Below are 23,151 nucleotides of genomic sequence, written 5' to 3' on the forward strand. Positions count from 1 at the left end.
CATAAACAAGGTTGAAATCGGCCGCGCCGATGTGAAGGCGGCCGGAACTCATAAAAATAACAGGGATGTCATTGACCCGATCCGGGTGTGGGTTGTTAGGGGCAACTGACGTTAATCAGCTTGGTGATTCCTCAATCATTATTCCGATCTATCGAGTGTTCAATACGCATTGAGCATGCCGGCAGCATACTAATTTGCACAACATTTTATGGTTTGCTTTAAGCCCTGATCACAATGGGGCTGAATTCAGTTTGAGGAGACGTTGAATGCAAGAGGATATTGATTCTCTGGAAACGAAAGAGTGGGTTGACGCACTTCATTCGTTAATACGCCACGCAGGGCCCGATAGAGCAGCCAAGCTGCTGCGTGATCTAGCCAAAAGAGCATCCGCCGTTGGCGTCAATCTCCCCCCCGCGATAACCACCCCCTATATAAACACCATCCCCACCGCAAAAGAGAAGCGCATGCCCGGCGACATGTTCATGGAACGCCGAATTCGCTCTCTTATACGCTGGAATGCTATGGCCATGGTGATGAGGGCCAATGACAATGCCGAGGGGCTGGGCGGCCATATCGCCACCTTCGCCTCTGCAGCCACCCTCTACGACGTTGGCTTTAACTACTTTTTCCGCGGTAACGAAGGCGACCAGCCCGGTGACCTGATCTACTTCCAGGGCCACGCATCGCCGGGTATGTACGCGCGCTCCTACCTGGAGGGCCGCTTCGATGAGGAGCACCTGGAGAACTTCCGCCGGGAGGTGGATGGCAAGGGTCTCTCTTCCTATCCACACCCCTGGTTAATGCCCAACTACTGGCAGTTCCCAACCGTTTCCATGGGGCTCGGGCCGATCAATGCCATCTACCAAGCGCACGTGATGCGTTATATGTCAGCCCGTGATCTGGTGAAACGGGGTGATCGCAAGGTGTGGTGCTTCATCGGTGACGGTGAATGTGATGAACCGGAAACTCTGGGCGCTATCTCTTTGGCGGGCCGGGAAGAGTTGGAAAATCTTATCTTTGTGGTCAACTGCAACCTGCAGCGTCTGGATGGCCCGGTTCGTGGCAACGGCAAAATCGTCCAGGAGCTGGAAGGGGTTTTCCGCGGTGCCGGCTGGAACGTTATTAAAGTCTTGTGGGGTCGCCACTGGGATCCACTTCTGGAGAATGATAGCCAAGGCCTGCTGCAGAAGCGCATGGACGAAGTGTGCGACGGTGAATTGCAGAACTTCAAAGCCAACGGCGGTGCCTACACCCGAGAGCACTTCTTCGGTAAATACCCGGAATTGCTGGAGATGGTTAAAGACCTCAGCGATGAGGACATCATGTACCTCAACCGGGGTGGCCACGATCCATTCAAAGTCTACGCCGCCTACGCCGAAGCCGTTGCCCACAAAGGCCAGCCGACCGTCATTCTGGCGCAAACCGTAAAAGGCTATGGTATGGGCGCTTCCGGTGAAGCGGTTAACGAAACCCACTCGGTGAAAAAGCTCGGCAAGGAAGACCTGAAGCGTTTCCGTGACCGGTTTGGTATTCCGCTGACCGATGACCAATTGGAGAAGGTTCCCTACTACCGTCCCTCGCCCGACAGCCCGGAAATGGTCTACATGCGCAAGCGTCGGGAGACGCTCAATGGGCCGATCCCTGCACGTTTAACCACGTATAAACCATTGACCGCGCCGCCACTGTCGGATTTCAACGCCCAGTTGAAAGGCACCGGCGACCGCGAAGTCTCCTCCACCATGGCTTTCGTCCGTATTCTTTCTACCCTGGTAAAAGATCCCAATATTGGGGAGCGCATTGTGCCTATCGTGCCGGATGAGGCGCGTACCTTTGGTATGGAAGGTATGTTCCGGCAACTGGGTATCTACTCTTCCGCCGGCCAAAAATACACGCCGCACGATTCCGGCCAGATCATGTACTACAAGGAAGACAAGCGCGGCCAGATTTTGGAAGAGGGTATTAACGAATCGGGCGCTATGTCGGCCTGGGTGGCTGCGGCCACAGCTTATGCCAACTACGACTGCCCAATGGTGCCGTTCTATATCTTCTATTCCATGTTCGGTTTCCAGCGTATTGGCGATCTCTGCTGGCTGGCGGGTGATATTCAGGCGAAGGGCTTCCTGATTGGTGCTACCGCTGGTCGCACCACCCTCAATGGCGAGGGGTTGCAACACCAGGATGGCCACTCTTTGATTATGGCCAACACCATCCCCAACTGTCGCAGCTACGACCCCTGCTACGCCCATGAACTGGCGGTAATCATCCAGGATGGCATCAAACATATGTTTGAGCTGCAGGAGAACTGTTACTACTACATCACCGCCATGAATGAAAACTACCCTCACCCAGAGATGCCCAAGGGTGTTGAGGAAGAGATCATCAAGGGGATGTACCGCTTGAAGGCCGGTAAGAAGAAAACCGGTAAAAAAGTTCAGCTTTTAGGTGGCGGTACCATTTTGCGTGAAGTGGAAGCGGCGGCGGAGATTCTGCGCAACGATTATGACGTCGACGCCGACGTTTGGAGCTTAACCAGTGTTAACGAACTGACCCGCGAGGGACACAAGGTGAATCGCTGGAATCTGCTGCACCCCGAGGCTGAAGCAAAAACGCCATTTGTTACCCAACAGTTGGCGGATACCAAAGGGCCGATCATTGCGGCTACCGATTACATAAAAGTATATGCGGAACAGTTACGACCCTTTATGCCCAGGGATTACACCGTGCTGGGTACCGATGGTTTCGGTCGCAGCGACACGCGTACCAAGCTGCGCCGTTTCTTTGAGGTGGACCGAGGCTTTGTCGTGGTGGCGGCGCTGAGTGCTCTGGCTAAAGAGGGTAAGGTGAAACCGGCTGAGGTGACTCAAGCCATTCGAGACTTTGGCATTGATCCAGAAAAACCGGATCCAATGGCCAGCTAATTATTCGCTTGCATTTAGGAGCCCGGCAGCCGTATTGCCTGCCGGTCGACTCCAAAAAGTACTTTCGTTTGCGGTGTGAATTTATTTAAAGGAGACGCAGTGTCCAGTCAATTAATCACTGTTCCCGATATCGGCGGTGCAGAGGGCGTTGAAGTCATAGAGTTGTATATTGCTGTGGGCGATGACGTGGCGCTAGAGCAGCCGTTGATAGTCCTGGAAACAGACAAAGCCACCGTCGAGGTGCCGTGTTCGGCAGCTGGCAAGGTGGTGGAATTACGAGTTGAGGTGGGTAGCAAGGTTAGCCAGGGCGATGCCATTTGTGTGGTAGAGGCAGGCGCTGCCACAGGCGAAGCGCCTGCTGCGGCTGAACCAGAAGCCAATGCCGCGCCTGCCCCCAGTGCTTCGCCAACACCACCGGCTGCCAGTATTGCGGTGGCTGCTGGCGCTAAATGTGTCGTGCCCGAGGGCGTCGAAGGCGCTGAGGTTATCGAGGTAAGTATCAAACCCGGTGACCAGTTAAACGCCGGTGATACTGTCGCGGTTTTGGAAACCGATAAGGCCACGGTAGAAGTACCGGCAACCAGTGCCGGCGTGGTACAAGTGGTGGTGATCAAAGTTGGTGACAAGATCTCCAGCGGCGATACGGTGGCCGAATTAACCGCTGGCGCAGCAGCGCCCGCGGCACCGGCAGTCGAGCCGGCCGCGGCCGCACCGACGCCGCCGTCAGCGCCGGCACCTGCCGCCACCGCAGCTGCCAAACTGGTGGCCACGGTACCCGAAGGGGCTGACAACGCCGAGGTGATTGAAGTGTTGGTGGCCGTGGGCGCGGAGATCAAAGAGGGCGACAGCTTGGCCGTGCTGGAGACCGACAAGGCCACCGTGGAGGTGCCTGCCAATGCCTCCGGTAAGGTGACGGCAGTATTGATCGCGGTTGGCCAGAAGGTCAGCTCCGGAGACAGCGTGCTGGAACTGGCTGGCGCTGCGCCGGTTGCCGCAGCAGCGGCGCCTGCTCCGGCAGTGACTACGGCGGCGGCACCCGCATCGGCGCCTACTCCGGCAGCGGCACCGGCTACAGAGTCGCTGGCTCATGGGCCGGCCAATGCTTTCAGTCGGGCGACTGAAGTCTACGCTGGCCCGGCAGTGCGTACCCATGCCCGCTTGCTGGGGGTGGATCTGCACGAGGTCAAACCCACTGGTCCCCGTGGTCGTATCCTGAAAGAGGATGTCGACAACTACGTAAAACAGATTATTGCCCAGAAAGATCGCCACAAACCCAGTGGCACCTTGGTTACGGAAGGGGCGGGTATTCCACCCATGCCGACGGTCGATTTCAGCAAGTTTGGTGAAGTTGAAACTGTGCCGATGACTAAAATCCAGAAACTTACGGCCTTCAATATGCACCGCAACTGGCTGCATATTCCCGCAGTAACCCAGTTTGATGACGCTGATATCACCGATCTGGAAGCCTTCCGGACGAGTTTAAAAGCTGAAGGGGAAAAGCGTGGCGTCAAACTTACGCCTCTGCCTTTCTTACTCAAGGCGGTAGCCTCAGCCCTGGCGCAAGAGCCTAAATTTAACTCTTCGCTCGGCCCTGATGGCGAATCACTGGTTATGAAACGCTACATAAACGTCGGTATCGCCGCGGATACGCCCGCCGGGCTTTTGGTGCCGGTACTGCGCGATGTTGATAAAAAGGGTATCTGGCAGCTGGCGGAAGAGGCCAATGCTATTATCAAGAAGGCCCGCGATGGCAAGTTGTCACCAGCGGATATGCAGGGTGGCTGTTTTACCATCTCCAGCCTGGGGGCCATGGGTGGTAAGGGCTTCACCCCAATTATCAATGCCCCGGAGGTAGGTATTCTGGCGGTTTCCAAAGCGGAGATGAAACCGGTTTGGAACGGCAAGGAGTTCATCCCCCGCAATATGCTGCCGCTTAGCCTCTCTTACGACCACCGGGTTATCAACGGTGCCGATTGCGGCCGCTTCTTCACCTACCTGATTGCCGTACTCTCTGATGTGCGGCGGTTGCTGCTCTAAAACTACCGCACTAAAAACCAAAAGCCGGGCGACTTTGCGCCCGGCCTTGGTCTCTTTGCTTAACGCTGCTCATGTTGAGCAACCTCCGCCTAGTGGTGGTGATGACCACCAATACCATGGGCATGCCCGTGCGCCAACTCTTCCGGGGTGGCAGGCCGTACATCCAGGATCTTAATCTCAAAGGTGAGGGTTTTGCCGGCGTAGGGGTGGTTGGTATCGATATCGATATTCTTCAGGCCAACTTTCACAACCACCGCTTCCATGGGTCCGTGCTCGGTGTTCACCTGCACAATCATGCCCGGCTTGATCTTGCCCTTAGTGACCAGGTGCTTGATGGGGACGCGGCGCGGCTCGGCTTCGGTGCGTTCACCGTACGCCTGCTCCGGTGGCAGGGTAATGCTGACGTCATCACCCGCAGACTTGCCACTGAGCGCCTCTTCCAGTGCGGGCATCAGGTTGTCGTGGCCGTGTAGGTAGAGCACTGGCTCATCACCGTAGGTGGACTCCAACTCGGTATCACCCTCTTTCGCGCTGTAGTGAAATTGCACCACACTGTCTTTTTCAATTGTCATAGCTGTTCAGTTCTGTTGCTCAATGGTGGGAGCCGGCGAGTATAAGAGAATTACTGGCGCCTGTTAATTGCCGGTCCGCTGAAATATTCAGCTGGCGGTTGTCGGTAGGCCTGTGTGTGATTTATCAGTAGGGGTAAAAACGGCTCAGCAGCATGGGGATGGCAACCTCCACGCGCAGAATACGAGGCCCCAGCTGCATGGGTTGGCAACCCGCTTCGGTGAATGCCGTTACCTCATGGCTGACAAAGCCCCCCTCGGGGCCTATCACCAGAACGGAGGGTTCCAGGCAGCGCTCGGGGCAGGGGGGATAGTCACCCGGGTGGGCCAGCCAGGCCTGCTTGCCGGCGATCAGTTTGGGCAGCTCGTCAGTAACGAAGGGACGAAAGCGTTGACGAAAATGGATGGTGGGCAGAATGGTGTCGACCCCTTGCTCCAAACCCAGCAGCAGGTGCTCTGTTAGCTGTTGCTCCTGCAAAACCGGGCTTGACCAAAAGCTCTTCTCTACCCGCTCGCTTTGAATCAGGTAGATCTCCTTAACACCAAGACTGGCCACCGTCTGCAGGCTGCGTTTCAACATCTGCGGCCGGGGCAGGGCCAGCACCAGTGTCAGCGGCAGGGCGGGTGGCGGTGGTTGTTGGCTTTGGAAGCGTAGCGTGGCTGCGGTGCTATCTATGCTGAGCACCACCGCCTCGCCCATCTCTCCGTTTAGAATTCCCGCTCGAACCGTGTCGCCGGGTTCGAGTCGATGGATATTGCGTAGATGGTCGGCGCGGTAATCACTCACGCAGGCGGTATCGTCGGCGGTAAAGTCTTCGCGGCGCAGGATAAGCAGATTCATAAGATGGTGGGGAATGTCACTGGAGTGGCCTCCCCACCAGGACTCGAACCTGGATCTAGGGCTTAGGAGGCCCTCGCTCTATCCTGTTGAACTATGGGGAGAAATTGCCGGGCATTATACCCAAGCAATTTCAGAATATAACCCTGAATTTAGCGCAGGCAGCAGGGTAATTAGGCGTGTACCAGTGAGTGGCCACCACGGCTGGCCTCTTGTTGGCCACTGGCGGAGTAGGTATCGGCAGTAGGGCGCCCAAATAACATCTCGGCCAGCCGCTGTCCCCGCTGACGGCGGAAACCGATCAGGCGGCCATTAATGAGGTTGAGTTTCTGGCAGATATGGACGTAGCTCTCGACCTTTTGCCATTGGCTGGGGAGCTCGGCATCGATTTGCAGGAGTTGTAACCAGGCGGCCATCGCCTGCTGGCTGGACTTTGTTTTTGAGCTGGCGGGTCGGGCAATGGACGCTCGCACCCAGGATTCGCGCTGGCGGGCGTTGTTTTCCAGCGTCTCGATGTGGGCCTGCTTGGCTTCCACCACCTGGCTTAGTTCGGCATTGATGGTGGCTGTGGCGCCACGCAACAGGGTATTTTCCTGATCGAGCAGGGCGGCGAGCTGCTTGGCCGCTTCAAGATCGGATTGCAGGTTTTGCTGAATATCACCCAGAGCGGGTGTCTGAGAGTTGGCCGAAAGCTTACTTGCTGTATTGGTCATGAGAGCATCTCCATATCATTCGCGTACTCCATTGCGAGCACGCTCAGTTGTTCAGCACACGTCTATTGCCTGGTTGCCGTTCCTCCGGGGAGAGGGGCTGGGTCAGTTACAGGCGGCGTGTTTTGCCTGGTAATCAGGCAAAAAAGTCGTCTTGATCCAGCAGTTTGCCGGCGATCTGTTCGGCATCCACTCGATAGCTGCCATCGGCGATAGCGCGTTTAATCTCTTCCACTCGCTCCTGATTGACATCGGGACTGGCGTTTATCTCAGCTTCCAGATTGGCCAAGCGTGAGGCCTCCTGGCTGATAGAGACGCTACCCTCCTGTGAGGCTGCAGGCGCTGCTGGTGACTGCTGTCGATCGCTGCGGGTAACCGAAGAGCCATTAAGCCCACGATGGACGCCTGCATTGGCAGCGGTATTGGCGTTCAGGTTATCGATAGCCATGTTTGTATCCTGTGCGAATAGACGCGGGGTTATCCCCTGCGTAGTTGTCTGGCAATAAATTGTTATCTGGCAATAAATTGCCATGTTGTTCAGTTGCCGGTGGCAACCGATTTCCCCTTTTTGATGCTCTCCAACTGGATATCGGCCTGTGGAAACAAAACTTTAGGTTTTTTTGCATCTTTAATTGAGTAATCGGTCACAACGCCAGCGCTATTCTGTCAGCCGTTTAGAGCGGGATATTTACCACACCCGCTTTGCTCACGGTGGCCCGTACCACCCGTTCACTGCGATCATTGCGAACTCTGATCTGTTCGCCGATACGGCCATCGGCAAGGGCGGTACCGGTTGCTTCCACGGCCACTTGCTTGGAGGAGGCGATAATCGTTACCCGGTCGCCCCGTTTCACGGCTTTGGGCGCGATCAGCCACTGTGCACGCAGTTCATCACCGGTATTGATACCACGGCGCAGCTCCTGCCCGGCGACATCCCCGGAATCGGTGATATAGCCCTGGCCGAGTAGTGAAACATCTTTCAGGGCGAGCTCCAGGTCGGCTTCGGCTATCAGTTCGCCCTTGCGTAAGGGGGCTCTGGCCACCACCACCTGCGCCAGTAATTTGACTTCACTGATGAAATAGAGCGACCAGTGGCTTAGGTTGCCATCGCAATGGACCTGGGTGGTGACGCGGCCACCTCGGTAGTTGTCTGGTGCGTCTATGCGCAGTTGACCATCGCAAGCCGGCAGTTGCAGTCGGCTGTCTGGCAGGTTGGTTTGTACCCGTACCTCATCGAACCGGGCGACGCTGGTGTAGTGCTCCTCCAGAGTAAAGGTCACCTGGTCCGCCAACTTTTGCATCGACTGCAGCTCCGCTGTGGCGTCGGTGGCGGGCTCCGCCAATACCAACGGATGGCACATGGCCAAACCTGCCAGCAAGGTCCAGCGGAACAAATCCTTAGCGCCGAGAGGAATCTTTGCCATTTGTATCCTATGCTCATTGGGTAGACGTGAAGCTACTCTCACCGCGCTTAAGTTTTGGAGAAAAGCGCCGAAATTTTGTCAGAATCCGCCTCATCGTCGGTTTGAGCAGTGTTTAAGCAATCAGTGTGCCTAAACCAAAATAATCGGTTTTTGACTCATTCAACCGCTGTCGCCAGCATTCCGATGGTAACCGGTAGTAGATAGATAACTAATTGAATTAGTTAAGATATTTTCCTGGCGTTCGGTGGCGATTAGAGCTGTTGGTCACGACCTTGAAATAGGAACTTTAAGTAAGTTGTCGCACTCGATTCGCTGAAGAGATGCCGGTGACAACCACTATCACCCAAGAGGAAATCCATGGCTGGTGTGTTAGACAGCGTCAATCAACGAACGCAATTGGTTGGCCAAAACCGGTTGGAGTTGTTGCTCTTTCGGCTGAAAGGTAAGCAGCTCTACGGTATCAATGTGTTCAAGGTGAAAGAGGTTCTACAGTGCCCAACACTGTATGAGATACCCAATCGTAATCCGGTGGTAAGGGGCGTTGCCCATATTCGTGGTGGCACCATCTCAATCATGGATATGAATCTCTCTATCGGCCGTTCGCCGCTGGAAGATATTAAAAACTGCTTCGTAATTATTACTGAGTACAACCGTTCCACACAGGGTTTTCTGGTTGGCGCGGTGGAGCGGATTGTCAATATGAATTGGGAATCCATCCACCCACCACCGAAAGGGGCGGGCAAGGAGAACTACCTCACTGCGGTTACTGAGATAGAAAACCAATTAGTGGAAATTATTGACGTTGAAAAGATTCTGGCAGAGGTGAATCCGTTGTCAGAGATGATCAGCGAGGGGGTCATTGAAGATGGTATCTCCGAGCGGGTAGTGCAAAAGCATGTGCTGATTGTTGACGACTCCACTATCGCCCGCAAACAGATACAGCGGGTGGTTGAGCAGATGGGTATTAAAACCACACTCAAAAAAGATGGCCGTGAAGCGCTGGATTACCTTGAGGGATTAATTGCTCAAGGCAAGAGTGCCATCGAAGAGTTGATATTGGTAATTTCCGATATCGAAATGCCAGAGATGGATGGTTATACCTTTACTGCTGAGGTTCGTGCAAATCCCGCGTTAAAAGATTTACATGTAGTACTACATACCTCGTTGAGCGGTGTATTTAACGAAGCTATGGTGAAAAAAGTTGGTGCTGATAATTTCCTGGCAAAGTTTAATCCGGATGATCTGGCCAAAGCGGTAAACAGCCGAGTCAAATTTATGACTGGCGAAGACCTGTTGGATGAAGATGAAACTGATGTTTAGTTTTCCTGAAATGACCGCCGTACCATTGCCGAGCGAAAAATGTGAATTGTTGGGTAACTTGCTTGGATAAGCGCGACTTTTTTAATTGGACATCCAAAAACCAGTTTGCCGATCCCAACCGCGAGGAGTTTCATAAATTCCGAGATTATCTGGAGTCGGTGAGCGGCATTCACCTGCCTGACAACAAAGATTATTTGATTGTCACCCGTCTAAAAAAGATTCTGCAAAATCAAGGACTCGATTCGATCACCAGTCTGTTGTCTGAAGTGCAACGGGCAGGTCGACGTGAGCTGCGTGAACAGGTCATCAATGCCATGACCACCAACGAAACTTTCTGGTTTCGTGATAACTACCCATTTCACTACTTCCAACAACGTCTGTTACCCGATCTGTTCCGATCCCGAGCCGGTAAAATTCGTGTTTGGTGTGCGGCCTGCTCTTCCGGACAGGAGCCCTATTCGCTGGCTATGTTGGCCGATGAAATGACTTCGGTCGGCGGTCAATTTGCCGGGCGGCAAGTGGAATTTATTGCGACTGATATCTCCACGGCAATGCTGGAAAGATGTAAAGAGGGTGTATACGACAAACTGGAAATTACCCGGGGTATGCGCCCAGAACGGATGCAAAAACATTTCCATCAGGTATCGGAAAACCTCTGGCAGGTGGAGGCCAATATCCGTCAAAAAGTGAATTTCCGGCAGCTCAATTTAACCGATGCTTTTATTGGCTTGGGAAAGTTTGATGTGATCTTTTGCCGCAATGTGTTGATCTATTTTAACTCTGAACTCAAAACCAATATTTTGGGTCGTCTGCATGAACAATTGGTAACCAACGGCACCCTGTTTCTCGGCGCATCTGAAGGGCTGGGTGCCAGTGGTAATTTGTTTGAGATGATTCAATGTGAGCCAGGTATCGCTTATCGCGCCCTGGCCAAAACCCCTTAAGGACTCGGGCAGGTAGCCTGGCTGCTGCATTCGGCAAGCACGGAGTGGCCATTTACGGTTGGCGAGGGGTGGCAGCTTGGCATGGTGCAGTTAGCTCGGCTTACCGTTGTAGCTCACCCGCAGTTATAGCCCTCTCATAGTTGTAGTCCACCCGGTTGGACAACTGCGGTCTGGCCGGTTCTGATTGCTGTTCAGCTTGACGATTGAATACCCACATTGGCACCGTGGCGAGACCTCATCATTTTCTTGACAAGCTGCGGCGTTAGCTCCAGCATCAGCAGCTCATGCCGTAACCCGATTGCCCCGCTTGAGCCATCAGCGTCTCCCACCCCTTTCCATAACCCATGACTAATATCAAAAGTGGCAAGGTGAATTAACCACTCGGTTAATTTGGTGGCGTATTGAATTGAGACTTGAGTCCTTGTCCGTGTGTGATCCTTGTCTAGTTTGTGGATATTCTATGGCTCTTGTTGGTGTGAATGTCGGTAATATTCGGTCTGTGTAGGGGGATTTAGCGCGTTCATTTCTCTGGCCATTGGCAGAGCTTTAACTTGCACTACTCAGAGCACCCAAAGAATCTCAGTCGATCTATCGTCTTGTCCTTGTAGTGGGGCGATTACAGCTTAGGTTTATATAACTCCGCTTTCATGAATTCGGGGTAAAGCAGCCCAGGGGTATGGTCATTGACTGTTATGGCCAACTAAAACATGGGTAACACGATTGAGCTCGGTGTGACGGACTTCCGGATTTCCAGGTTTATATCGTTTCTCTAATGTGGGCCAAGAGTTCTCTCGGCTCGCCGGTTACAGTTTGTGTCACTAAAGGTGTGGTTGGTTAAAGGATGCGGTCGAGTAAGAAGGCTTACAGCAATCGGATAGGCTTCTGGCTATACGGTTTGTTGGTTGCATTATGCTGTTGCGAAGAGGTTGTTGCCCAGGTGCCTGCCCAACAGCCGCCATTGCGCCCGCAATCCAGTCAGACCCTCTTTGATATTGTCACCGAGCGCGCCCGCGCGTTGGCCAGCAAGCCTTATGTCGCTCCCAAGCACGATTTACCGGCGCCTCTGGCCAATTTGACCTACGACCAATACCGGGGTATTCGATTCAATCCGGAGCACGCTATTTGGCATGACTCATCGGAATATGAACTACAGCTGTTTCATCCCGGATTTCTGTTTTTAGAACCAATCGCCATCACCTTGATAGATGAATATTCGGTCTTCAAAAAGCTGAGCTTCGATCCCGATCAGTTTATCTATGAGCGGGAGGCGACTTCACTGGCCAGTGCCTTGGCAAGTGTACAGAAAGAGGGGATCGGTTTTTCGGGGTTTAGAGTTCACTACCCCATTAATCAGAGCAGCTACAAAGATGAGATGCTGGTTTTTCAAGGGGCGTCCTATTTTCGTCCACTAGGGCCAAATCAAGCGTATGGCATCTCTGCTCGCGGTTTGGCAATTAACACCGGTGAGCCTAGTGGAGAGGAGTTTCCCCGTTTTTCTGAATTTTGGATTATTAAACCGAAACCCAATGACCACTATTTAACAATTGCTGCGTTATTGGACAGTCCATCACTAGCCGGTGCTTATATATTTAAAGTGGCTACGGGAGTTGATACTGAAATAGAGGTGAAGGCAAAACTTTTTACACGGGAAAGTGTTGTTAAGTTGGGTATTGCCCCTCTAACCAGTATGTTCTTCTACGGCGAAAATCAAAATCGCAATTATCGGGATTTTCGCCCGGAGGTTCATGATTCTGACGGCCTGCAGGTACTTACCGGTAGCGGTGAATGGATATGGCGGCCACTGCAGAACCCGAAAAGATTACTGATTACCTCGTCTATGACGCGTCAGTTAAAGGGTTTTGGTGTGGCACAGCGGGATAGAAATTTTGATCACTATCTCGATCTGGAAGCGAAGTATGAGACCCGGCCCAGTCTCTGGGTTGAGCCCTTGAATGACTGGGGTGAGGGGCGCATTGAGTTGGTGGAAATTCCAACTCCGGATGAGACCAATGACAATATAGTCGCGTTCTGGGTAAGTAACCAGCCGGTGGCGGCGGGTAGTGAACTCAATTACCAGTACCGTCTCCAAACGTTCGATAATTTTATCGCTTCACATGCTCTGGCGAAGGTGCTTCGAACCCGCATTGGCAGTGCAGCGATACCGGGTGATCCCAATCCGCCCCCGGCCAACAATCGTCAATTTGTGGTCGACTTTTGTGGTGCCGGAATTGAGAAACTCAGTGCAGGCCAGCCATTGGAGGCTGATCTGCAAGTCATTAATGGTGTGGCCAGGGATATAACTACAACCAAAATACCTACAGAAAACTGTTGGCGAGCTTCATTTAAATTGGCGCCCCAAAGTAAGGATGCGGTGGACATGCGCTTAAAACTTCTTTATCGCGATCAACCCGTCAGTGAGGTTTGGAATTATGTTTGGACGCCAGAGAACGGCCAGTAGCTTGCTATTCCCTATGCGATCGCTAGCAAAGATTGAGGGCGATCCCAACACCAGAGAGTTCTCTTATCCAGCGCAGTCATGGCGTTTGGTGATTTTCTTTTTGGTAAACCTCGTAAGCATTGTTGCCGGTGGAGCAATGATGTTCGATATCCTCAGTGCCAATGAAACAACGGTTTTTGAATTGGTTTTATTGGGGCTATTTATCATCACCTACGGTTGGATCTGCATCGCCTTCTGGACCGGAGTGGTCGGATTTTTCTTTCAGTGGTTTCGGCGCGATCCATTGACACTGGCCAAGTTGGCACCGGAGTCTAACGTCCCGGCCGATCTCAATGGCTTCCGTACCGCGGTTATCATGCCCATCTACAACGAAGACGTAGAGCGGGTGTTTGCCGGTTTTGAAGCATCAATACAATCGCTATTGGCAACCGGCCACGGCAGCGGCTTCGATTTTTATCTGCTGAGCGACAGCCAAAAACCACTAATCAAAGAGGCGGAGTTGAAAGCCTGGCGGGCACTGCAGGAGCGTCTGGGCGCTTTTGCCCAGCACACCTATTACCGCAACCGCACTCAAAACAGCTACCGTAAAGTCGGTAATGTGGCGGAGTTCTGTCAGCGTTGGGGGCGCTACTATCAGGCGATGATTGTGCTGGATGCCGATAGCGTTATGACCGGCTCCTGTATGGTGGAGTTGTCGGCAAAATTAAAAAGTAATCCCGATGTCGGTCTGATCCAAACTGTGCCGATTCCTGTTCGACAATCAACCTTCTTTGGCCGTTTTTTACAGTTTGCGGCCAGCCTCTGCAGCCCCATGTTGGCAACCGGGTTGGCCTTTTGGCAAACCGACAATGCCAACTACTGGGGGCACAACGCCATCATTCGGGTGACCGCTTTCGTTGCCGCCTGTGGTCTACCCAAATTGCCAGGTAAAGCCCCTTTTGGTGGTGAGATTCTAAGTCACGACTTCGTTGAGGCGGCGCTCCTGCGCCGGGCTGGCTGGCAGGTGGTGCTGGATGCGAATCAAGGGGGAAGCTACGAAGAGGTCCCTGGTAATATGCTGGATTACGCCACCCGTGACCGGCGCTGGTTGCAGGGTAATATTCAGCACTTGGGCCTGCTGACGATGAGTGGCGTCAGCCTCTTAAGCCGGCTCCATTTCCTGTTGGGAGCCTTGGCTTATCTCTCCTCGTTCATTTGGCTGATGATGCTCCTGCTGAGCAGCTTGGATGCCGTGGCCAGAGCCCTGGTCTCTGATCAATTCTTTACCTCCAGTTACCAGTTGTTCCCGGTCTGGCCAATTGCCAAAACCGATGTGATTGCCGGCTTGATGGCCATCACCAGCTGCCTGTTGTTTGCCCCCAAGATAATGGCTCTGATACTGGCCTGGCGTAACCATCCCAACCTGTTTGGTGGCCGTCTGCGGTTGATGCTGTCAGCGGTGATCGAGATAGTCTTTGCGGTGGCCATTGCTCCGGTGATGATGTTTTTCCACACCGTGTTCCTGTTATCAACTCTCTCCGGTGTGGATTCACCCTGGCAGGCTCAGCCGCGAGAGGGGCGCCTGGTCAGTTGGCGGGATGCCTTCCGGCGCACCTGGCTGGCCAGCGTCATGGCCATTGTCTGGGCGGGTCTGACCGCCCATTTCACCATCTCCTATTTCTACTGGCTGCTACCGGTCATCGTTGGGATGTTCCTGGCGGCACCCATTGTGCGTTGGTCCAGTAGTGTCTGGTTGGGTAGATGGCTGCGTGAGCAGGGGCTGTTGGTGTGCCCCGCTGAGGCAGAGGAGCCTGTTGAGCTGCAGGTTATACCTGAGGGTATAGCCAGGGTTGCGGCCGACCTGAATAGCTCCCAGAGCTACGATAACAGCCTGCCGACGCTGCTCCCTGATCTCTCCTATACCATGCCTCAGCAGGCGCTCTTCCAGCCAAACTGGTTTAGCCGGCGCTACCGGGCGGCAGCGGCCAGAACTTCATCGTAATGGCTGCCAGTTAGCTGGCAATATATTGGCGGCAGTAAAAAAGGCTTGGCCCATAGCGGGCCAAGCCTTTTTTATGTCGAGAGCAGCGGTGCGATTAAGCGTAGTAAGCGGCTCTCAGGGCGAGCAGACTGGGCTGCTCCAGGGTGGTACCGTCGCTGGAGCGGACCACAGAGTAGGCACTGCCGCTCATTACTACTCTTTCACCTTGTTCGGCAAAGGCGACAAGGTTGTCGGCCGGGTTAAGTGTGCGGTGGTAAGCGCCGCCCTGGAAGGAGTTGAAGTCTGCGACTATACCGGCATGGGGTGGGTGACCAACCACTTCCCACCAGGCAGTGCTGGGCTCGTGGGACCACTTCTCGCCAATGGTTTCCGGAGGCAGAAAGCGCTCTACCAGGCTGCCCTCGACAACTGCGTGCTGGGCTCTGCCAGCACTTTCGATGGCTTGGCCGTTTTTAGGCTCGCGAGTTTCCAATATGGCACCACTCAGAAACTCTTTATCGGCATCAAGCACCCGATGTTTTTGGCCGTCTAAGTCTTTGTGTTCAAACATGGTATTCCCCCTACGGTAATGGGCGCCATTGCGGCCCTTTGTTAACAATCACCTTACTACCCGGCAATCTGCATACCAGGGTAAGAGCGGCGCTTAGCGGTTGCTCTTGGCGCTGCTCCAGGCTGTGGTTGGCCGCCTTTAGGTAACCGTAACCATTTGATTCAAATCAAAAAAATTTCGCAGCTAGCGATGGCTTATCAGGCGAGAGGAAAGTCTTGGCGAGAGTGGTGGGGTGAAGGGGCTTCCGGCATTTGTATCGTTGGCAACAATAGCGATGTTGGGTTTGGTCGGCAGCCTGGCACAGGCCGCTGGCACAATTAGTACCCATATCAGGCCGGTTTCGGCTCTGCTCGCAATGGCGGTGTGGGTATTTAGCCTGACAACGGCAGAAACACCGGATGAATCGCCGCTGATGGAGTCATCCTGTTCCAGCGGAGGAGGGACTGTCTTTGGAGTGCGTCTGTCGCTATAAAGTACCTGTCTCCAGCGAGAGTCTGTCTTGAGAGAGTGTCGGTAAATGTTGGTGCCAAAATTCCAACACCATCAAAAGCTAAATTAATGGATTGCCGCTTTAAATTTTTTCGGCCAGAGCAAAATTGCCGATTGCCGGATGCAAAGCGGCAAGCCATTGCCGCTTTCTCAAAAAATAGCCGGTCTATTTGCCTCTATAGAGCTTAAATCCGCTGATTAATGGGCAATTTCCGAGTTGGCACAGCCTTCGCTTAATTGCCCTTGAAGCAATTAATTCCTGCGCAGTGACGCGGTATTTTTCTGAGAGCGTAAATCAGTGGCAATTAATTTTGAGCAAGCATTGGGTGTACATCCGATGGCATTAAAGGCCCGCACCGAGCGAGCTAATATTCTGGCCAATAACCTGGCCAATGCCGAAACACCCGGCTACAAAGCCCGCGACATGGATTTTCAGAAACTCTTTTCTGAAATTCAGCCAGAGCAGAAAGATGGCTTAAATATGGTGGTTACCTCAAATAAACATACGCCCGGCGGCGCGCAGGTAGTCGATGACAGAGAACTGCTCTACCGCACTCCAATTCAGCCATCGATTGATGGTAATACGGTCGAGGAGCATGTAGAGCATGCCGAATATATGGAAAACGCGCTTGCTTTTGAAGCCAGTTTTTTGTTTTTAAAAAGCCGCTTTTCCGGTCTGTTATCTGCGCTGCGAGGTGAATAGAGATGTCTTTGGCCAATATTTTTGATACCGCCGCCAGCGCCATGAGTGCCAACACCGTGCGGCTTAATACCACCGCCAGTAACCTGGCTAATGCCGAATCAGCGGCGTCAAGCATCGACGAGACCTATCGTGCCCGGCATCCGGTATTTGCTGCGGTTCGTCAGCAGGTTGAAGCCTTGAGTTTTGATACCTTAGACGCCGGTCAAACGGAGACCCAAGGGGTTCAGGTGCTCGGTATTGTGGAGTCGGATGCGCCTTTACAGCAGCGCTATGAACCAGACCATCCGCTCGCTAATGAAGAGGGCTATGTCTTCTACCCGAACGTCAATGCCGTGGAAGAGATGACCAACATGATTTCCAGTTCCAAAGCGTATCAGATGAATGTGGAAGTGATGAACTCGGCAAAAACCATGATGCAAAGACTATTGACCCTGGGTCAATAACGTTACTAACGACGGAGACATCCTACTATGTCTGTCAATAATGTTGATTCAGCTTTAAGCGCTTACTCGGTAGAGAATCGCAATACGAAAGAGACATCCAACAGCGATGAGCTGGGTAGAGATGTATTTCTGCAATTGTTAACCACTCAGTTGCAGAATCAAAATCCCTTGGAACCACAGGAAAACAGCGAATTTGTGGCGCAGCTTGCTCAATTTACTCAGGTTGAGAGCCTGGATGAATTAAGCAACTCCTTTGGTGACTTTACCGGTTCATTCTTATCAAATCAGGCTCTGCAGGCTTCCTCGTTGGTGGGTACCTCGGTCACAGTGCCAACCAGTCATACACTGTTGCCGCCGGATGGAATTGTCTCTGGCAGTGTGGATATTCCAGCCAGTACCAACGAGTTGAATATAGAAATTTACGATGCCAACGGTTCGTTGGTCGATAAAATTCCAGCCGGTGCTCAAAGTGCCGGTGAACTGGTGTTCCGTTGGGATGGCAGCTACGCCGAGGTTAATGGCGAATTGTTGGATTGGCAGTCCAGCCGCGAAGATGTCAGTTCCGGCGAATACACCTTCCGGGTATCGGCTAATTTAAATGGTGAAGTGACCCAGCTGGATACCTCGCTCAGTGCCAATGTTAACAGCGTAACAGTCGGTGCCGATGGTGAATTGACGCTCAATCTGGCCGGTGTCGGGGCTTACAGTTTTGACGAAGTTGTGCAATTTAATTGATGCGACAAGAGACCAGGCTAGATTGGCCAGCAACCGTTAAATAAATAGAAGTAATACAAGGACGCGCTGAGTTTCTCAGGGTAAATGAATTTAAAGTGTAGCAAGACGTCATTCGTCGAGTAGGAGTAAATCCATGGCTTTTAATGTGGCACTAAGTGGTATTCGGGCAGCCAGTGTCGATCTGGAAGTAACTGGCAACAATATCGCCAACGCGTCAACGGTTGGCTTTAAAGGTAGTCGTGCTGAGTTTGGTGATATTTATTCGAACTCTCTGTTCGGTTCCGGCTCTTTAGCCGTCGGTGACGGTGTTCGAGTGGAGGAGGTGGCACAGCTGTTTGATCAGGGTAATCTGGCCTACACGGAAAATGAATTGGATCTGGCGGTAAGCGGTGCAGGTTTCTTTGTGCTGAATGTCGGTGGTGAAATAAATTATACCCGCGATGGTACCTTCGCGCTGGATGAAAATGGTTTTGTGGTGGCCAATAATGGTGGCGTTGTCCAGGGTTATGGGGCGGATGAAAATAACAATATTATCGGTGTGTTATCTCCCCTGCAGATCTCCACCGATAATATTCCCCCGATTCAAACCGATAATGTCGACTGGGTATTGAATTTCGATGCGAGTGAAACGCCGCCATTGGCAACGCCTTTTGATGTTACCGATGCAAGCTCCTATAACAACGCGACGTCGGTAACCGTCTACGACGCCTTGGGTGTCAGCCACACCTTAACTCAATATTATGTGCAGGTGGGTGTCAATGGTACCCGCACCGAGTGGGATGCGTACTCCTTTATTGATGGGCAGGCTGCGGCGGTCGACGCTCTGGGCAATCCCACCGCCAACCGCTTGGCTTTTGATTCCACGGGCCAGTTGGCGTCGGTGGACGGTGTCGATGGCAATACTGAAATCACCATTGCTGGCTGGGCCGACCCAGATGCCACAGACCCAGCCCGTCCCGATATGACTATCGATTACCTGGGTACAACACAGTTTGGTTCCGATTTTGGTGTGACCGATGTGACTCAAAATGGCTACACCACCGGCCGGCTATCCGGTTTGGAAATTGATTCAACCGGAATCATCTTCGCCCGTTTCACCAATGGACAGTCCCGTGTTATTGGCCAATTTGCTTTGGCTGAATTTGCCAATAATCAGGGCTTACAACCGGTAGGTTCCAACTCATGGGCGCAAACATATCAATCGGGCGACCCGAACATCGGTTCACCTGGCTCGGCAGCATTGGGATTGATTAATTCCGGCGCGCTGGAAGAGTCTAATATCGATTTAACAGAACAACTGGTGCAATTAATTATTGCGCAACGAAATTATCAGGCGAATTCAAAAACCATTGAGACGGCCGACCAGGTTACTCAAACAATTATTAATATTCGCTAATACCAAAATTGACTGTGCGATTTGGGCGACGAAAGTCGCCTTTTTTTTGCCTGCGATTTATGGCTTTCACGCTCAAAAAATTACCGTCAATAATTTTTCTGGCATTGTTGTTGCTCTCTTTAAGTTAACAACAATTTTTTGGCGTTTTTGAATTTGGAGTCGTTGTGGATCGCGCTATTTACATTGCTATGACTGGTGCCAAAAACAATATGCTGGCACAAACCGCCCGGGCCAATAATCTGGCTAATGCCAATACCACAGGCTTTCGTGCCGATTTCGAGCAGGCCCGAAGTCAGGGCGTCTATTACGGTAGTGGCCTGCCGACACGTGCCTATTCACAAACCGAACGGCCGGCTACCGATTTTACTCTGGGCAACATGGAAGAGACCGGCAGGGACCTGGATCTGGCGATAGAGGGCGACGGCTTTTTTGTGGTCACCGCGCCCGATGGCAGTGAAGCTTTGACCAGGGCGGGTAATTTGGTGATTGGCGCTGATGGCCTGCTGCAAACCGGCAATGGTTTGCCGGTAATGGGCAGCAACGGTGTCATTGTTTTGCCGCCTTTGGAGAAAATAGAGATAGCACGGGATGGCTCCATCAATATCCAGGTGCAAGGGCAGGGGCCAGAATCCCTGGCGGTGATTGATCGGTTGCGATTGGTCAACCCCGATGTGGCTAATTTGGAGAAGGGCGGCGATGGCCTGATTCGTCTGAACGATGGCAGTGACCTGCAGGAGGATCCAAACGTTACCGTGGCCTCCGGCTTTTTGGAAGGCAGCAATGTCAATGTGATCGATGAGTTTACGCACATTTTGGCGTTGGCCCGCCAGTATGAAACACAGATCAAAATGATGTCGACGGTAGAAGAGAATTCCGATGCCTCGGTACGGCTATTGCAACTCAGTTAATTGAATAAAAGTTAACTAGATAAAAAGTTAACCGGATTTACAGGGTTAATGTTGCAGTAGATGAAAGGTCACCGATAGCTAGGCGTTGGTTAAGTTCTAACAAAGTGAAAATATTTGAGGTTGTTCCATGCACGCAGCGTTGTATGTAAGTAAAACCGGGTTGAGCGCTCAAGACACTCAACTAACAACGATTTCCAATAACCTGGCCAACGCATCAACGGTGGGTTTCAAAAGAGATGCAGCTGTCTTTGAAGATCTCTTATACCAGATTACCCGGCAGCCCGGCGCGCAAACCACGCAGGACACCACCTTGCCCTCTGGTCTGCAGTTGGGTACCGGTGTGCGTGTGGTGGGTACTCAAAAGCAGTTTGGTGAAGGCAGTTTGCAGGTAACGGATCAGTCGCTGGACCTGGCCATCAGTGGCCGCGGCTTTTTCCAGATCACCATGCCCGATGGCTCTACCTCTTACACCCGTAATGGCCAGTTCCATCTCAATGCCAATGGCGAAATAGTCAACGCCAATGGTCTTTTGCTGGAGCCTGCGATAACCATTCCGGAAAATACCAGTACCGTCACCATTGGTACGGATGGCACCGTCTCTGCCAATATCCTTGGTGAAGCAGACCCGCAACTGCTGGGTACAATCGAAACCGTTGATTTTATTAACCCAGCTGGTTTGCAATCCCTCGGTGGCAACCTCTTTTATGAAACTGCAGCCAGTGGCAACCCGGTCACCGGTACTGCAGGCCTGGATGGGCTGGGTGAGATTATGCAAGGTACTTTGGAGAACTCCAATGTCGATATCGTCGAAGAGATGGTCAATATGATCACCACCCAGCGTGTCTACGAGTTGAATTCCAAAGTGGTCTCTACTGCCGATCAAATGCTGCAGTACATTACCCAGAACTTATAGGTTGAAAGGTATGCTGGCTGAGTGGGTTAAATTATTGGCGATGGTACAAGCGGCCTGCTTGCTGGCGGCTTGTGGTTCGCAAACACTGGCGCCCAAGCCGGATAGTGATCCCTATTTTGCCCCGGTGATGGCACCGAGTGCAGCCCGGGAGCCGCCCAGTAATGGCTCTCTCTACAGCCGCAACTACGCAATGTCACTTTATGGCGACTCCAAAGCGATGCGGGTGGGCGATATCATCACTGTTGTTCTGCAGGAGCGTACCACCTCCAGCAAATCGACCAACGTCTCGGTGATAAAAGATAATAATATCGGTGTTGATGAAGGCACGTTGTTGGGAACGGGGCTTGGTGTCTCTAACCTTAGCCTGCTTACCGACCTCACTGCGCAACGGGATTTTAGCGGTGAGGCGGATGCCGATCAAAGCAATCGCCTGCAAGGCAATATTACCGTTACCGTGGCCGATATTCTGGAAAATGGCAATTTGGTTATCCGTGGTGAAAAGTGGTTAACCTTAAACCGCGGCGATGAATTTATCCGCTTGAGCGGTATTGTGCGGCCCCAGGATATTGCCACTGACAATACCATCGCCTCTACCCGCATCGCCAATGCTCGAATCAGTTACAGCGGCACCGGTGAGTTGGCCGAGAGTAACCGTATGGGCTGGCTGTCTCGATTCTTCAATAGCGCATTGTGGCCTTTTTAATATGTTGCGAATTAGCTCCCTCTTTTTGGCGTTGGCATTGACCACACTGGTCGCTCCCCAGGTATTGGCCGAGCGTATAAAAGATATCACCAGTGTGCAGGGTGTGCGTAGCAACCAGTTAATTGGCTATGGTCTGGTGGTCGGCCTGGATGGCACTGGCGATACCACCAACCAATCACCGTTTACCGCCCAATCCTTTAATTCCATGCTGAAACAGTTTGGTATTTCGATTCCGGATGGCACCCGTATGAAGCTGGATAACATTGCTGCCGTGGCGGTACATGCGGAGTTGCCGGCGTTTGCCAAGCCAGGCCAGCCGATTGATATTACGGTCTCCTCCATTGGTAATTCCGGTTCGTTACGCGGCGGTAGTCTGTTAATGACGCCCCTCAAAGGTATCGACGGCGAGATATACGCTATTGCTCAAGGTAATCTGGTGGTGGGCGGCTTAGGCGTTGATGGCGCCGATGGCTCCCGCATTACGGTTAATGTGCCGAGCGTGGGCCGCATTCCCGGTGGTGCCATGGTTGAGCGCGCTGTGCCCCTGGAGTTTGCCGGTGGTCGACCACTGATTTTAAATCTGCACCAGGCCGATTTCACCACGGCCAAACGCGTCGCTGATGTAATCAACCAAACCTTTGGCCCAGAGACCGCTTACGCCAATGATCCAACTTCAATCGTGGTTGCAGCGCCGGTTAACGCCGCACAGAAGGTTGATTTTATCTCAATGGTGGAAAACCTCGAGGTAGACCCAGGCCAGGGCGCGGCCAAGGTGGTAATCAACTCCCGCACCGGCACTATTATTGTGGGCAGTAATGTCACGGTGGAGCCGGTTGCGATTACTCACGGCAGCCTTACCGTTACCATTCGGGAAAACCCCGAGGTGAGCCAGCCAGGCCCGCTTTCAACCGGTGATACCGTCGTTGTGCCGCGCTCCGAGATCGTGGTGGAAGATGGCCCCAAGCCTATGTTCAAGTTTGCCCCTGGTTCTACGCTGGATGACATTGTGCGCGCTGTGAACGAAGTCGGTGCTGCGCCTGGTGATTTAATGGCGATTCTTGAAGCATTGAAACAGGCGGGCGCTCTGCACGCCGAGTTGGTGGTTATCTAAC

20 protein-coding genes and 1 tRNA gene are annotated in these 23,151 nt (G+C 52.8%); 14 read left to right on the forward strand and 7 right to left on the reverse strand.

Annotation, left to right across the window (positions count from 1 at the left end; genetic code table 11):
• The first annotated feature begins 266 nt into the window (after positions 1-266).
• Together aceE and aceF are read left to right on the forward strand one after the other, a co-directional pair.
• Positions 267-2,918 (forward strand): pyruvate dehydrogenase (acetyl-transferring), homodimeric type, encoded by a 2,652-nt coding sequence (aceE, locus tag SBL51_RS13995; RefSeq protein ID WP_317931616.1) that lies wholly within the window; start codon positions 267-269, stop codon positions 2,916-2,918.
• 99 nt (positions 2,919-3,017) lie between these two features.
• The gene (aceF, locus tag SBL51_RS14000; RefSeq protein ID WP_317931617.1) at positions 3,018-4,955 is read left to right on the forward strand and encodes a dihydrolipoyllysine-residue acetyltransferase; all 1,938 of its coding nucleotides are present in this window, start codon (positions 3,018-3,020) and stop codon (positions 4,953-4,955) included.
• A gap of 89 nt (positions 4,956-5,044) precedes the next feature.
• On the opposite strand, the gene SBL51_RS14005 is transcribed toward aceF, so the two are convergent.
• The 6 genes from SBL51_RS14005 to flgA all read right to left on the reverse strand — a co-directional run bounded on the left by SBL51_RS14005 (position 5,045) and on the right by flgA (position 8,496).
• Positions 5,045-5,527 carry a peptidylprolyl isomerase gene (locus tag SBL51_RS14005; protein WP_317931618.1) on the reverse strand — a complete coding sequence of 161 codons (483 nt, stop codon included), beginning with the start codon at positions 5,525-5,527 and terminating at the stop codon, positions 5,045-5,047.
• 124 nt (positions 5,528-5,651) lie between these two features.
• The gene (locus tag SBL51_RS14010; RefSeq protein ID WP_317931619.1) at positions 5,652-6,365 is read right to left on the reverse strand and encodes a 16S rRNA (uracil(1498)-N(3))-methyltransferase; all 714 of its coding nucleotides are present in this window, start codon (positions 6,363-6,365) and stop codon (positions 5,652-5,654) included.
• Positions 6,366-6,390: 25 nt separating this feature from the next.
• Positions 6,391-6,466, reverse strand: a tRNA-Arg gene (locus SBL51_RS14015).
• Between the two features lie 69 nt (positions 6,467-6,535).
• Positions 6,536-7,075 (reverse strand): flagellar protein FlgN, encoded by a 540-nt coding sequence (locus tag SBL51_RS14020; RefSeq protein WP_317931620.1) that lies wholly within the window; start codon positions 7,073-7,075, stop codon positions 6,536-6,538.
• Positions 7,076-7,208: 133 nt separating this feature from the next.
• Positions 7,209-7,520, reverse strand: a complete 312-nt coding sequence (flgM, locus tag SBL51_RS14025) for a flagellar biosynthesis anti-sigma factor FlgM (protein WP_317931622.1) — start codon at positions 7,518-7,520, stop codon at positions 7,209-7,211.
• A gap of 226 nt (positions 7,521-7,746) precedes the next feature.
• The gene (flgA, locus tag SBL51_RS14030) at positions 7,747-8,496 is read right to left on the reverse strand and encodes a flagellar basal body P-ring formation chaperone FlgA (protein WP_317931623.1); all 750 of its coding nucleotides are present in this window, start codon (positions 8,494-8,496) and stop codon (positions 7,747-7,749) included.
• Positions 8,497-8,853: 357 nt separating this feature from the next.
• Here flgA and SBL51_RS14035 point away from each other — a divergent pair, with 357 nt between their 5' ends.
• From SBL51_RS14035 to mdoH, 4 genes are all read left to right on the forward strand, one after another.
• Positions 8,854-9,816: a chemotaxis protein CheV gene (locus SBL51_RS14035; protein WP_317931624.1), complete on the forward strand. Its 963-nt coding sequence runs from the start codon at positions 8,854-8,856 to the stop codon at positions 9,814-9,816.
• A 62-nt stretch (positions 9,817-9,878) separates the two neighbouring features.
• The gene (locus SBL51_RS14040; protein ID WP_317931625.1) at positions 9,879-10,760 is read left to right on the forward strand and encodes a protein-glutamate O-methyltransferase CheR; all 882 of its coding nucleotides are present in this window, start codon (positions 9,879-9,881) and stop codon (positions 10,758-10,760) included.
• Between the two features lie 1,015 nt (positions 10,761-11,775).
• Positions 11,776-13,218 (forward strand): glucan biosynthesis protein, encoded by a 1,443-nt coding sequence (locus SBL51_RS14045; protein WP_411860485.1) that lies wholly within the window; start codon positions 11,776-11,778, stop codon positions 13,216-13,218.
• A 13-nt stretch (positions 13,219-13,231) separates the two neighbouring features.
• On the forward strand, positions 13,232-15,199 hold the full coding sequence (gene mdoH, locus SBL51_RS14050; protein WP_317931627.1) for a glucans biosynthesis glucosyltransferase MdoH: 1,968 nt from the start codon (positions 13,232-13,234) through the stop codon (positions 15,197-15,199).
• A 94-nt stretch (positions 15,200-15,293) separates the two neighbouring features.
• Here mdoH and SBL51_RS14055 read toward each other — a convergent pair whose 3' ends face one another.
• Complete coding sequence (locus tag SBL51_RS14055; protein ID WP_317931628.1) at positions 15,294-15,749, reverse strand: hypothetical protein; 456 nt, start codon at positions 15,747-15,749, stop codon at positions 15,294-15,296.
• Between the two features lie 787 nt (positions 15,750-16,536).
• Between SBL51_RS14055 and flgB the strand changes: the two genes are divergently transcribed.
• The 8 genes from flgB (at position 16,537) to SBL51_RS14095 (ending at position 23,150) form a co-directional block, all read left to right on the forward strand.
• Entirely contained in the window at positions 16,537-16,941 is a 405-nt protein-coding gene (flgB, locus tag SBL51_RS14060) for a flagellar basal body rod protein FlgB (RefSeq protein WP_317931632.1), read from the forward strand.
• A 2-nt stretch (positions 16,942-16,943) separates the two neighbouring features.
• Complete coding sequence (gene flgC / locus SBL51_RS14065; RefSeq protein WP_317931634.1) at positions 16,944-17,384, forward strand: flagellar basal body rod protein FlgC; 441 nt, start codon at positions 16,944-16,946, stop codon at positions 17,382-17,384.
• 27 nt (positions 17,385-17,411) lie between these two features.
• Positions 17,412-18,119, forward strand: a complete 708-nt coding sequence (locus tag SBL51_RS14070; RefSeq protein ID WP_317931635.1) for a flagellar hook assembly protein FlgD — start codon at positions 17,412-17,414, stop codon at positions 18,117-18,119.
• 133 nt (positions 18,120-18,252) lie between these two features.
• Entirely contained in the window at positions 18,253-19,515 is a 1,263-nt protein-coding gene (flgE, locus tag SBL51_RS14075; protein ID WP_317931636.1) for a flagellar hook protein FlgE, read from the forward strand.
• A gap of 164 nt (positions 19,516-19,679) precedes the next feature.
• Positions 19,680-20,423, forward strand: coding sequence for a flagellar basal-body rod protein FlgF (flgF, locus tag SBL51_RS14080; RefSeq protein WP_317931637.1), 744 nt, complete (start codon positions 19,680-19,682; stop codon positions 20,421-20,423).
• Positions 20,424-20,550: 127 nt separating this feature from the next.
• Entirely contained in the window at positions 20,551-21,336 is a 786-nt protein-coding gene (gene flgG / locus SBL51_RS14085; RefSeq protein ID WP_317931638.1) for a flagellar basal-body rod protein FlgG, read from the forward strand.
• Positions 21,337-21,346: 10 nt separating this feature from the next.
• Positions 21,347-22,039: a flagellar basal body L-ring protein FlgH gene (gene flgH / locus SBL51_RS14090; protein WP_317931639.1), complete on the forward strand. Its 693-nt coding sequence runs from the start codon at positions 21,347-21,349 to the stop codon at positions 22,037-22,039.
• A gap of 4 nt (positions 22,040-22,043) precedes the next feature.
• Entirely contained in the window at positions 22,044-23,150 is a 1,107-nt protein-coding gene (locus SBL51_RS14095) for a flagellar basal body P-ring protein FlgI (protein WP_317931774.1), read from the forward strand.
• Position 23,151: the final 1 nt, after the last annotated feature.

Source organism: Halioxenophilus sp. WMMB6, assembly GCF_033283405.1.
Taxonomy (GTDB): domain Bacteria; phylum Pseudomonadota; class Gammaproteobacteria; order Pseudomonadales; family Cellvibrionaceae; genus Halioxenophilus.